Raw genomic sequence first — 12,083 nt, forward strand, 5'->3', positions numbered from 1 at the left:
GCGATTGCTGGGTTTGCTGCTATTTACTGCTAAAAGGCAGAAATTAAACTGACATAACTACTTTTTTTCTGGTATTAAAAAGCTATTCACAGCTGTTTTTTACATTATACGTAAGTATTTATACTTATGTAAATTTGCTTCATACTAATTAAAACAGATGATTATGCAAAAGATTAAAACCACATCATTACGTATTCAAGGATTAAGCAAAGAAAAAATGTCAAGTAGAACTCTTTCGAAATCTATTTTCTTAGGCATTGCTTTAACATTTTTAAGTTATAACGAAACTAAAGCGCAATTAACAGCAACAGGACAAGTAAGAGAAAGAACAGAACTTAGAGCAGGACAAGGAACGTTACAGAAAGAAGATGATAAAGCAGGTTTGTTTACTTCACAAAGAGCGCGATTAAATATAGGTTATACTGGATATCGTTTTAAAGTATTTATGGCTTTGCAAGACGTACGCGTTTGGGGTCAAGATGCTTCAACGATAAACAGAACAACTACTGAAGCGAATAACGGAATTTTATTGCATGAAGCTTGGGGAGAGATTATGTTGAATGATACGATTAGTAAAATCCAAAATCTATCTGTTAAGTTTGGACGCCAGGAAATCTCGTATGATGACCAAAAAGTATTGGGCGGTTTAGACTGGTTGCAACAAGGAAGAAGACACGATGCGGTTGTTTTTAAGTTTGCAAATAAAGGGTGGATTGCTGATGTAGGAGCTGCTTTTAACCAAAACAAAGAACTAAACACAAGCACTATTTATAACGGGACAAATCCTGCTTATGGTGCCGGTACAAACGGAATTGGAACGATGTATAAATCCTTTCAGTATGCGTATTTAGGTCGAAAATTCTTCTTTGGAGACGTGTCTTTTCTGTTTTTTAAAGATGATTTCAATAAATACACCAATGTAACTTCAGGAACTCCGGCGGTAACGACCAAAGTATATGGAGAAGGAGTTTGGAGCCGCAATACAACCGGATTTTATTTTAATTTCGCCATTACCAGAAAACTGAATCTTACGGGAAGTCTCTACCATCAAGGCGGAAAGGATAAAGACGGTCGCTCGATAAGCGCTAATCTGGCTTCGATTACTTCAACTTTACAAGTAGGAAGAAAATTATTTGTAGGTCCCGGAATCGATTATTTATCGGGTGATGACGGTACAAAAACAGTAACGGCAACATCAGATAATAATCGTTTTGATCCGCTTTACGGAACACCACATAAATTCTGGGGAAGCATGGATTATTTCTATGCGGCGAATGGCTTTGGAAAACAAGGATTGCTAAACTATTTCTTTAAAGTGAAATACAATGTGAAATACAATTTGAGTCTCTTTTTAGATGTTCATGGTTTTCAAGCTGCGGATAAATTATCTAAAGGAACCGGAGGAGAATTAAGTTCTTATTTAGGAACCGAAGTGGACTTGTTAGTGAAGTATAATTTAACCAAAATGATCAACATTGAAGCGGGTTATTCTATCATGAAAGCGACTAACTCTATGGCTTCGGCAGCAGTTAAAAATGTTACAACACCAGATTTAAGTCCGCAATTTGCGTATGTGATGGTCAATGTTAAACCTAATTTTTTAGCTAAAAAATAAAAAAATAACTTTTAAATCTTTTTAAAATGAAAAAATCAAATCAACAAATAAGAAGGACTTTACAAACCATACTATTAATGGTTTTAGTATTCAGCTCCGCTTTTACAACAATAACCGCCCAAAAAGACCCGGTGCGATTAGGATTTATTCCACTTACGGATTGCTCGCCAATTGTTATGGCAAAGGAATTGGGTTTGTTCAAGAAATACGGTGTTGAGGTTGTGGTAACCAAAGAATCGTCTTGGGCGAATGTTCGTGACAAAATCTTAACAGGAGAATTAGACGGAGCACATTGTTTGTATTCCATGCCCTTTTCAGTATACACCGGAGTGGGTGGAAAAGCAGGTTCCGAAATGAAAATTGCAATGATGTTGAATGTAAACGGACAAGCGATTACGCTTTCAAAAGATTTTTGTGGAAAAGTGGGATTCAAGCAAATGAATAAAGTGACTCCTGTTATTGCAGCCAAATTAAAAGCCGAAAAAGAAGTGACTTTTGCAATGACATTTCCAGGAGGAACACACGATTTATGGTTGCGCAACTGGATGTCAATTGCTGGTTTGAATCAAAAAGCAGTAAAAATCATTACAATTCCACCACCTCAAATGGTTGCCAACATGAAAGTGGGTAATATGGATGGATTTTGTGTAGGTGAACCTTGGGGTGGCGTTGCGGTAAAACAAGGAATTGGATTTACACAAGTGGCTTCTCAGGATATTTGGAAAGATCACCCAGAAAAAGCTTTGGTGGTAAACAAGGATTTCAGTGCCAAACGCAAAGCCGATTTAGTGAAAGTAATGAAAGCCATTATGGAAGCCTGCATTTGGTTAGACAATCCTGTAAATCGTAAAAAAGCAGCGGCGATTATCGGTAGAGCGCCATATGTGAACGCTCCAGCAGATGTAATCGAAAACAGATTGATGGGAAATTATGATTTGGGTTGCAACCAAGGAACACAAGTGTATGCCAAAGATTATATGTTATTTCACAAAGGCGGAATGGTAAACTTCCCCCGTAAATCACACGCAATATGGGCAATGGCACAGTTTGTTAGATTCGGATATTTGAAAGAAGCACCAAATTATGCTGCCATTGCAGATAAATTGATTTTGGATGATTTGTATAAAGAAGTAGCGGCAAGCATGAAAATTAAAGTGCCAAATGACGATATGAAACCGTTTGCACTTACAATGGATAAAACCGTTTTTGATCCTGCAAATCCTGCGGCTTATTTGAAAGTTGTAAAAAGATAAATGAATTATTAAACTAAATTTTAGAACCATGTCTGATAAAAACACACTAACTATTGATGCATTAGATTCAGCCATCAATGTAGCGACAGAAAGCAAAAAAAGTGTCGCAGCAGAAAATTATAAACTCAAATTAGCCGTAAATACACTACTTGAAAAATCAAAATCAGGCTTTTTTGCCGGAATTGGTTTGGTGATTTTTGGAGGTTTTTGGAGCCTATTGAGTTATTTTACACAAGATGCACTTCCGGGACCAGTGGCTACTTTGACCGTTTTAAAAGAAATGTTTAGCGATCCGTTTTATGATTACGGGCCAAATGACAAAGGAATTGGATTGCAATTATTCAGCTCTATCAAAACGGTACTTTCCGGGTTTTTGTTAGGTTCTTTAATCGCAATCCCAATCGGGATTTTAATGGGAGCAAGCACCATTTGCAAACAAATTTTTTATCCAATCGTTCAATTGCTCAAGCCAGTTTCGCCGCTGGCTTGGTTCCCAATTGGCTTGGTCGTTTTCAAAGATACCGGAATGGCAACCATATTTATCGTATTCATCACCTCATTATGGTCCACGCTGATAAACACTTCTTTTGGAGTGGCGTCGATTCCGCAAGATCATAAAAATGTGGCAAAAGCTTTTGGTTTTTCCAAGATGAGATACCTTACCAAAATCTTAATTCCATACAGTTTACCACACATCATTACCGGATTGCGATTGAGTATTAGCGTCGCTTGGTTGGTAATTGTAGCGGGCGAAATGTTGTCTGGTGGCGCAGGAATCGGGTTTTTTGTATGGGACAGCTGGAATGCGCTAAGCCTCGAAAAAGTAATTTCGGCCATTATTATCATCGGGATTGTAGGATTGCTTTTTGACAGAATCTTCACTTTTATCGAAAATAAAGTAGCTTACAAAGCGTAGTTTAAAATCAGGAAGTTCTTCTTTTGGGCGTGCCCCTTCAGATTGCTTCGTCTGTCGCCTCGCAACTTTGGGTCGTGCTGTACGTTCCCGCTTTTTTTAAGCCGAAAAAAATCGGCTCAAAAAAGAGCTCCACTGCCATCACTCACGCAAACCCGATACATAAAGAATTTACTATAAAATAACATCGATTTTTAGAGCCAATCTTTAAATCATTAAATAAAGAAATCATGAGTTATTTAGAAATCAAAGATTTGGAAATTTCGTTTCCAACGCCAAAAGGAAAATATATTGCCGTAAGAGATATCAATCTGTCCATCAAAAAAGGGGAAATCATCTCCATCATTGGACATTCCGGTTGTGGAAAATCAACCATTATGAATGCGATAGGAGGAATGCTTACGCCAACAGGAGGAACAGTAGCATTAGACAATAAAAAAATAAAAGGACCGGGACCGGATCGCGGAATCGTTTTTCAAAATTATTCGCTTTTACCTTGGATGACTGTTGAACAAAACATTTTTCAAGCCGTAGATTCAGTTATGGATTGCTCCAAAAAAGAGAAACTGGAAATCGTAGAAAAAAACCTAAAAATGGTCAATTTATACGAACATAAAGATAAGTTACCGGGACAATTATCGGGCGGAATGAAACAAAGAGTTGCCATTGCCAGAGCTTTTGCCATTAATCCGGGCGTATTATTGTTGGATGAGCCTTTTGGTGCTTTAGATGCCTTAACCAAAGGTTCGATGCAACTGGAAGTGTTGAAATTATGGAATTTAAACAACCGTGAAAAAACCATCGTAATGATTACGCACGATATCGAAGAAGCCTTGTTTTTATCGGATCGAATTGTAGTGCTGAATAACGGTCCGGCTTCAACTATCAGGGAAATTGTAGAAGTCCATTTGCCAAGACCCAGAAACAAAATCGAAATCGTAAAAATGCCCGAGTATATTGAACTAAGAGATAAATTATTACACCTCTTAACCGATAAATTCTCCATCGAAGATATGGGAATGGTGTATAAAAGTTAGTTTTATTTAATTTTTTTGAGTGAAAAATCCCTGTAATGTTAAAACGTTGTGGGGATTTTTGTTATTTATTACAAAGTAAAAAAAGAGAATTTATGCAGCAGGTTTTAATTTTTCAATATTTTCATCATTATTCCTTTCACTCCAAAGAATGTAGTCTGCATTTTTTGATTTAAAAGCATTTATAATATCATTTTTTATGGGTTTTTCAGAATCGTTTAAAAAAGCTATAGCTGTTACATTTTTCTTGCTGATTTTCTCTCTAATAGGTTTTATGTCATCCCAACTAAATAAAAAACTTGTTAAGGATTGTTTATTTATTGTATTAAAAGATTTTAAAACAATTTCATTTTTTTTGCCAGCTATTTGAAAGTCAAACATAAATTCTAATCCAGTTGATCCTTTAGATATAAAGTCTGGTGTGTAAATAATGTCTTTCTCATCAAGATAAATTCTTACATCTTCTTTAAATATTGAAGAAATAGTTGATTTAGATAAAATATATAAATCATATAAATCATTTAATTCCATAATGGCAGAAAGAAAATTATGTTTTTTCTGGGGAAAGCTTAATTCATTGGTTGTGGTAAGTAATTCTTTTCCAGATAATTGTATTCCGTAGTTCAGTAAAATTCTTTCCGCAATATTTCTTCTTTCACCAGTTCTACTTATTGAAGCTCCAACTAATTCTAGATTATTTAAAGTTTCTCCATTGTCAGAAAGTACAATTGTATCTCCTTTTTTTTGAGCATATATTTCTATCACATCGTTATACAAACCAATAAAAGGTGTTTGTATAGCGACCCATTCTGTTGAAATATCTGGAATAATTACAGTTTTATTTTTTAACCAAACGTAATATTCGTTTATTAATTCATTCGCCCAAATCATAATATTGCAGTTTGAATATTTAACGAAGATACGATATTAATTTCTTTAGCAAATGCGTTTAATGCATTACCAAAATCTTCCATATTATTTATATCTAGTATTGGAAAATTATAAGCTGTTAAAGGAACAGCCCAAGCAAGGTCTTTAAATCCTTCAACATAAATATGTACGTGTGATTCGTTTTGAAAAAAATGCCCTAAGTAGGGTTTTACGAAATCTGGAACAAATTCGTTTAAACTTTCTGGATTCTTGTGCCCACCTTTAAAATCTATTCTAATTAGTCCTTCTTTAGTATTGTTTTCTTGATTATGAAATGTTATTTTAAATGTTATTTTTCGATTTGAAGTGATTTCAAATAAAAATTCATATTCTGGTTCTTCAGAATTTATTAATTTAAAACGGCTTTTCTCTTCGGATAAATTTATATTAGTTACGCCTCCTCCAATAATAGTTTTTGGAAGTTTTATTAATTTATCTGCTAATTCATTTGAAAACATTTTGTAGATTTTTACTACAAATAAACAAATTTTTTATAGATATAAAATTAAAACCTTTATTTTATTTTTTAATGGGTTCCATATGTAATGTATTATAAATCATTAGTATTTGATATTTTATAAATTTTTTAATTACTTTAAATTAAAAAAAAAATACTTTAGAATAACTAATATAACCTTAATCATTATTATGGTTCTTAAAACAAAAACTGCAAATCACAAACATAAAATCTGTGAATCTGCGGTTGAATACTTTTTTTAGCTTCTACACAAGATATAAAACCGTAATAGGAAAATTAGTCTTATATCTGTGTATGAAGTAAAAACTTTCTAGAGGAATCGAAAGTTTAGGAAACTTTTTTAAAGGCGGTTTTTGTGTATGAATAACAATTTCTTTAACCCAAATAACCCATTCAAAAAAGTATATTTTTATTTTTTACGTTCCATTTCTCGGGATAGCGTAGGTTGTTTTTCGTTCATGATTTTCGTTACGGTATAGTGCATCCAAATCAAACAAATGGCTGAAAAAAGCAAGATGAATATCCAAGAGCTGGACCAAATGCCGGTGGCTGTCAATAAATAGCTGAAGATAATTGGTCCAAAGAAACCGCCTAATCCACCAATCATTCCTACCATTCCACCTACAACGCCAACTTCTGTCGGGAAATATTCTGGAATGTGTTTGTAAACGGCAGCTTTCCCAATTCCCCAGGAAATACCAATCAGAATCACCAAAACTAAGTAAACCCACATATTGGCATCAAAACGAATTTGGGTAATTCCTTTAGCAATCAATTCCTTTTTCTTGACATCTTGATTCTGACTCACAACAACTTGTTGCCACGATGTTCGAACCGGAAAAATAGAACTTTGCTGCGGTTGTATTGTCTTTTGAGCAATGGCAAAGTCAGTATCGCCAATTTTCACCTTCGAATCAGAAATCATTGTGATTGTTCCTTTTTTGGTGGCCAAAACTCCAGGTCCCGTTGTGGTAATATCCATTTTTGGAATCATCAACAACGCGCTTAGGATTACAGAAGAACCCAATACCCAATACATCACTTTTCGAGCACCAAATTTATCTGATAAATAGCCTCCAAAAGCGCGAATCACCCCAGACGGTAAGCTGAACATGGTGGCGAACAATCCACCCATCACAAGACTCGTTTGGTATACATTCATGAAATTAGGCAACAACCATTGGGAATAAGCAACGAAACACCCAAAAACCAAAAAGTAATAGGCTCCAAATCGCCAAACGCGTGCGCTTTTTAAGGAATACAGCATTTGTGAAACGGTTTTGGTGTGGTTTTCTATCTTTTTGTTTTTGGCAAAAATCAAGAAAAATACCCCAATAACGACTAAAGCAAAACCATATATAACAGGTAATAATTTCCAACCGTTTTGCGGATCATCAATTGAGAAATGATTCAATAAAGAGGGGGCAATGAATGTGGTAATAGCAGCTCCGGCATTTCCCATTCCGAAAATCCCCAATGCTCTACCTTGCCATTCTTTTGGATACCAAATAGAAGTATAGCCAATACCAACGGCAAAGCTTGTTCCTACCATACCAAATAAAAAGCTTAAAAGGGCAAACATAAAAAAACTATCCGCTAATGGCAGTAGAAATAAGGGAATAGAGCAGAGAAGGAGTAGTATGGAGAAAACGTATTTTCCGCCAAATTTATCAGTCAAAATTCCAATTGGTAATCGCATAATGGAACCCGTAAGAATCGGAATTCCCAGAAGCCATCCCACTTGCACAACGCTCCATTTGAAGATACCGTTGTCTACCAAGAAAGTGACCAAAACACCATTTAAAGTCCAGCAAGCAAAACATATCGTGAATGCAAGTGTGTTTAAAAATAAAATTTTATGCGATTGGGATAAAGAGTTTGAAGTTTTCATCGTACCTATATTTTTTACAAATATAAGTACTATTACTTAATTTAAATAAATTATACGTAAAAATACGTATTTATATGAATATTTTAAAATTAGATTCATTTATTTCTAAATAGTTATAATTGAATCTATATATTATAAAATCCTCAAACAAGTCTTTCTTTTTAGGGTTAAAAACAGTTTGGATTGCCTCAGAAATAGTTTTCAAATATGGAAATTGGATTGTTTTAATCAACAAATAAAGAAAACAGCATACGTATTCTTAAAAAATAAGTGTTTTTAGAATTATACTTATATCAAGGAATACTCGTTGGCTTTATTGGAAAGTTCCATTAAGTTTTTGACTTTTAATTTTTTCATCAAATTAAAACGATGTACTTCGGCAGTTCTTTTGCTGATATCTAAAGCTTCGGCAATTTCTTTGTTTCCTTTGCCTGACAATAAAAGTTTAAGAATTTCTCGTTCTCTTTTGGTAATCAACTGCTCTTCGTCGGGCATTGGTTTTGATTCCTGAATAGAAGTGGAGTTGTTCAGTTGTCCAATTAATATGGATGAAATATCGCCGCTGAAATATTTTCCGCCATTAGCAATAGTCTGTAATGCCTTGAGGAATTCTTCTTTACTAGATCCTTTTAGTAAGTATCCATCGGCTCCGGCTTTGATTGATTTTAAAACGTATTCCTCTGACTCATGCATGGACAGCATAACAATTTTTACCAAATTATTTTGACTTCGTAGTTTTTCGACAACTTCAATTCCTGTCATATTAGGCATACGAATGTCTAAAATTAATAAATCAGGTTTGCAGCTTTCTACTATTTTCAATGCTTCGAGACCGTCGGTCGCTTCGCCGACAACTTCTATATTTGCTTCGTTTTCCAATAATGATTTGATTCCGTCTCTCACAAATACATGGTCATCTGCCAATACAACTCGAATAGTATTACTCATAATTTACTTAATTTTAAAATCTAATTTTTACGTATAAAAACCTAAAAGGAAGGCTAAGATACGTAATTCTTAAAAATAAAGTCCAAATTCTAAAATTTATCTTTTATATGGGAATATTGAAGGTGATTCGGGTTCCTTCACCAGGAATGGAGTTAAAGAAAACACGACCATTAATATATTGTATTCTTTCTTTCATAAAAAGCAATCCCATTCCAGACTCGCTGTTTCGCTTTTTTTCTGCCGTTTCAATGTCAAAACCTTTTCCGTTGTCGTCTATTGTAATGCTCAAAATAGAACTACTATGTGAAAGTTGGACTATAATATGAGAGGAATCGGCATACTTAATTGCATTGTTTATGGCTTCCTGCGTAAGTCTGTAAATGTTTATTTCAATTAAAGAATCTAGGCGTTTATCAAAATTAGTTTTGTTGTAAAAAAGAATATTTTTTCCGGTCAGTTTTGATAATTCTTGAGTAAGTTTTGCAAGCGCAGAATTTATTCCGTGGTCGCTTAATTCCGGTGGCATTAAGTTGAATGTGGCGGTGCGAACACCTTTTATAATATCCAAAGACAGTTTTTTGAGGTATTCAATTTTCTGGGCTGCTTTTTCTTTGTCGTCCAGATTAATGCTTTCCAAACTGAATTTTAATCCGGTGAGCATTTGCCCAATTCCGTCGTGGATTTCTCGTGCAATTCTGTTTTGTTCATTTTCCTGGTTTTCGACAATTTTACTCGAAATAACCTTCTGCTGATTGATTTTGTCGGTTACATTTTCAGTATTCAATCGCTCGACTTCCTGTTCTGCTTTTTTACGTTCAGTAATATCAAAACAGATAATCAATAATTCGGATTCTTCTTTTTTTATGGTTACCGGAACCATTGATAAGTCCAGCCAAATCGATTCCCCGTTTCTATTAGTAATGTTGATTTCCCCCTGCCAGCCACTTCGCTGTTTTTCAGCAATAATCCGGTCAATACCGATTTGTTCTTTCTCTATGGGAGTTACGACTTGAGAGAACGTTTTGTCAGAAATAAAGGGATTGTATTGCAGTAGTTTAGAGAATTTTTCTCCAATGTGTATCAGTTTTCCATCGGGTGAAACGCGACAATAGAGCAAGGTGTTTTCCATCGCATAATTGAGTGATTTCAATTCTTTGACGGAGTTTTCTTTTATCTCGCTTATGATTTCGGTATCGTGGGCGAGTTTCAAAGCCTTTTTTTCGGAGAACAAAAGTTTAAAAATAAGTGTCTCTACTTTTTTGTTGGTTGGTTTGAAAATAAAAATGAATTCCAATAGCAAAACCAAGAGTGTAAACAGTAAAATTGCATATTCCGTTTTGCTTTGCAACGTTACTTTTTCGAGGGCTTCTTTATCATATTCACCAACAATTTCATTCATTTTCGAAAGGAAAATACTTTCGTTTTCAAGAATAGTTTGAACTAATTTTTGATTCTCCTGTTCTTTTGTATGTGATTTTTTGTTTTCTAAAAGTCGGGTTGCAGCATTAAGTATAGTATCAAAATTGGGTTTGATAGCTACAAATAATTTAGTGAGTGCGGGGCTTTTTTCTTTTGGGAAACCAAGGCTGTCATTTCCTTTTTCCAAAGCATTATGGTTGAATTTCCAGAGTGAGATTATTTCATTGATTCGGATGATTTCCTGCTTGCTTTTGGAAGTGTCCGTTATAAAATTCAGAATCAAAATTTCCTTTGTCAATTTCTGGCTCAACATTCTTTGTTTTCCGGAAATGTTGATTATTCGAGAATCGCTTCGCTGACTGTTGAGGTTGTATTGTATCAAAAGCTGGCTCAATAGTACCGTTATTGCAATCGTCAATAAGGCGAATAAATACAATCGCCTTAAGTTTTTGAATGAAATGGTATCTATGGATGTTGCCACTTTGTTTTTCATAAAGAAATCGAATTACAATCCAAGAGCCTCTTTTATCAATTGAAAGTTTGTTGTGCTAAAGTTGATTTTTAGTGCTTCCTGATGTCCTTTTTCGGACATTTTATTCCAAGTTTTCAGAATGATATTTTTCAGTTTTTCTCTATCATGTTTGTGCACAAAAGGGTCTAAATAGTATTCCAGAAATACCAGGCAAATTACGTCTTCGAGGAGTTGCGTTTCGGTATCTTTTTTGAGTAATTTTTTTTCGATTAAAAAAGAAACCCGTGCAATAAATGCTGAAGAATATCCTGCTTTTTCTAAAATTGCAGCCGTAGTTTTAGCATGAAATTTTTTCAAATCTTCGCGCCATTTCAAATACCCCACACGGTCCATTGGGTAGGATTCCCGGGTTACTTTCCATCGGCAAATGTGTTGTGCTTTGGAAGCAATCTGAACGGCTTCGGATGCATTTGGATAAAAATCCATAAGCCTTTCGTACATTCGGTTAGAATACAATAGCTCCTTTGGATGAGAAACGGATTGATAGATTTCGTGATTTGGATCTTGTGCATTTTCTGCATCAATCCATGCGCTGGCGTTTTGAAATGGAGTTGTTGTCATTTGAAAAGTTAAAAATCAAAGATACATAATTATTCCAAAAAGCCTACGAAGACCTCATTTTCAACAATTTTTACCGGATAGGTGGCAATTTTTAAATCATCTCCATTCAAATTTGATCCGTCTACAAGAGAAAATGTTTTCTTGTGCATTGGACAGGCAATTTTAGGAATATCATCAACAGAACCAATCATTCCTCTGGAAAGTACCATTTCCATTTTGTGTGGACATAAGTTTTGGCAAGCGTACCATTCGTTTCTACGGTCAAATTTTATAATAGCGATTTGTTTGTTTTTGTATTTGATGCAACCGCCACCATTGCTGGGAAAATCAGCTGTTTTCCCTGCTTTGAACCATACTTTTACTTCGTTTAAATTTACGGTTTCGTATTGATTTAGAATGTTTTCCATTTGAATAATCTTTTAATTTTCCTCACCCCAGTCCTCTCAAAAGGAGAGGAATCAAAGGCTAAAAACAGTTAATTAGTTGTTTATTTGGTAGTAGTTGTTTTT

11 protein-coding genes are annotated in these 12,083 nt (G+C 34.7%); 4 read left to right on the plus strand and 7 right to left on the minus strand.

Annotation, left to right across the window (positions count from 1 at the left end):
• Positions 1 to 163 precede the first annotated feature (163 nt).
• From ACNQF6_RS09400 to ACNQF6_RS09415, 4 genes are all read left to right on the plus strand, one after another.
• Entirely contained in the window at positions 164 to 1,615 is a 1,452-nt protein-coding gene (locus ACNQF6_RS09400) for an alginate export family protein (protein ID WP_417965290.1), read from the plus strand.
• 26 nt (positions 1,616 to 1,641) lie between these two features.
• Positions 1,642 to 2,868: a CmpA/NrtA family ABC transporter substrate-binding protein gene (locus tag ACNQF6_RS09405; protein WP_417965292.1), complete on the plus strand. Its 1,227-nt coding sequence runs from the start codon at positions 1,642 to 1,644 to the stop codon at positions 2,866 to 2,868.
• A gap of 28 nt (positions 2,869 to 2,896) precedes the next feature.
• Positions 2,897 to 3,784, plus strand: a complete 888-nt coding sequence (gene ntrB / locus ACNQF6_RS09410) for a nitrate ABC transporter permease (protein WP_417965294.1) — start codon at positions 2,897 to 2,899, stop codon at positions 3,782 to 3,784.
• A gap of 227 nt (positions 3,785 to 4,011) precedes the next feature.
• Positions 4,012 to 4,818 (plus strand): ABC transporter ATP-binding protein, encoded by an 807-nt coding sequence (locus ACNQF6_RS09415; RefSeq protein ID WP_099713645.1) that lies wholly within the window; start codon positions 4,012 to 4,014, stop codon positions 4,816 to 4,818.
• A 90-nt stretch (positions 4,819 to 4,908) separates the two neighbouring features.
• Here the strand turns inward: ACNQF6_RS09415 and ACNQF6_RS09420 are convergent, their stop codons facing one another.
• From ACNQF6_RS09420 to nirD, 7 genes are all read right to left on the minus strand, one after another.
• Positions 4,909 to 5,706, minus strand: a complete 798-nt coding sequence (locus ACNQF6_RS09420; protein ID WP_417965297.1) for a DUF1829 domain-containing protein — start codon at positions 5,704 to 5,706, stop codon at positions 4,909 to 4,911.
• Complete coding sequence (locus ACNQF6_RS09425; protein WP_417965299.1) at positions 5,703 to 6,203, minus strand: DUF6978 family protein; 501 nt, start codon at positions 6,201 to 6,203, stop codon at positions 5,703 to 5,705. Before ACNQF6_RS09425 ends, ACNQF6_RS09420 begins: the two co-directional genes overlap by 4 nt.
• 429 nt (positions 6,204 to 6,632) lie before the next feature.
• On the minus strand, positions 6,633 to 8,114 hold the full coding sequence (locus ACNQF6_RS09430) for an MFS transporter (protein WP_417965301.1): 1,482 nt from the start codon (positions 8,112 to 8,114) through the stop codon (positions 6,633 to 6,635).
• 288 nt (positions 8,115 to 8,402) lie between these two features.
• Positions 8,403 to 9,062 (minus strand): response regulator, encoded by a 660-nt coding sequence (locus tag ACNQF6_RS09435; RefSeq protein WP_305627439.1) that lies wholly within the window; start codon positions 9,060 to 9,062, stop codon positions 8,403 to 8,405.
• A gap of 103 nt (positions 9,063 to 9,165) precedes the next feature.
• Positions 9,166 to 10,974, minus strand: coding sequence for a sensor histidine kinase (locus ACNQF6_RS09440; protein ID WP_417965303.1), 1,809 nt, complete (start codon positions 10,972 to 10,974; stop codon positions 9,166 to 9,168).
• Positions 10,975 to 10,986: 12 nt separating this feature from the next.
• On the minus strand, positions 10,987 to 11,574 hold the full coding sequence (locus ACNQF6_RS09445; protein ID WP_417965305.1) for a DUF4202 domain-containing protein: 588 nt from the start codon (positions 11,572 to 11,574) through the stop codon (positions 10,987 to 10,989).
• Positions 11,575 to 11,603: 29 nt separating this feature from the next.
• A complete protein-coding gene (gene nirD / locus ACNQF6_RS09450) occupies positions 11,604 to 11,981 on the minus strand; it encodes a nitrite reductase small subunit NirD (protein WP_417965307.1) in 378 nt (125 codons plus the stop codon).
• Positions 11,982 to 12,083: the final 102 nt, after the last annotated feature.

Origin of the sequence: Flavobacterium pasteuri (assembly GCF_048286615.1) — a bacterium.
Taxonomy (GTDB): Bacteria; Bacteroidota; Bacteroidia; order Flavobacteriales; family Flavobacteriaceae; genus Flavobacterium.

Excerpts from the sequence above, each read along its gene's own strand:
- ACNQF6_RS09400 (WP_417965290.1), top strand. The coding sequence starts at position 164 with ATGCAAAAGATTAAAACCACATCATTACGTATTCAAGGATTAAGCAAA.
- ACNQF6_RS09405 (WP_417965292.1), top strand. The coding sequence starts at position 1,642 with ATGAAAAAATCAAATCAACAAATAAGAAGGACTTTACAAACCATACTA.
- ntrB (WP_417965294.1), top strand. The coding sequence starts at position 2,897 with ATGTCTGATAAAAACACACTAACTATTGATGCATTAGATTCAGCCATC.
- ACNQF6_RS09415 (WP_099713645.1), top strand. The coding sequence starts at position 4,012 with ATGAGTTATTTAGAAATCAAAGATTTGGAAATTTCGTTTCCAACGCCA.
- ACNQF6_RS09420 (WP_417965297.1), bottom strand. The coding sequence starts at position 5,706 with ATGATTTGGGCGAATGAATTAATAAACGAATATTACGTTTGGTTAAAA.
- ACNQF6_RS09425 (WP_417965299.1), bottom strand. The coding sequence starts at position 6,203 with ATGTTTTCAAATGAATTAGCAGATAAATTAATAAAACTTCCAAAAACT.
- ACNQF6_RS09430 (WP_417965301.1), bottom strand. The coding sequence starts at position 8,114 with ATGAAAACTTCAAACTCTTTATCCCAATCGCATAAAATTTTATTTTTA.
- ACNQF6_RS09435 (WP_305627439.1), bottom strand. The coding sequence starts at position 9,062 with ATGAGTAATACTATTCGAGTTGTATTGGCAGATGACCATGTATTTGTG.
- ACNQF6_RS09440 (WP_417965303.1), bottom strand. The coding sequence starts at position 10,974 with ATGAAAAACAAAGTGGCAACATCCATAGATACCATTTCATTCAAAAAC.
- ACNQF6_RS09445 (WP_417965305.1), bottom strand. The coding sequence starts at position 11,574 with ATGACAACAACTCCATTTCAAAACGCCAGCGCATGGATTGATGCAGAA.
- nirD (WP_417965307.1), bottom strand. The coding sequence starts at position 11,981 with ATGGAAAACATTCTAAATCAATACGAAACCGTAAATTTAAACGAAGTA.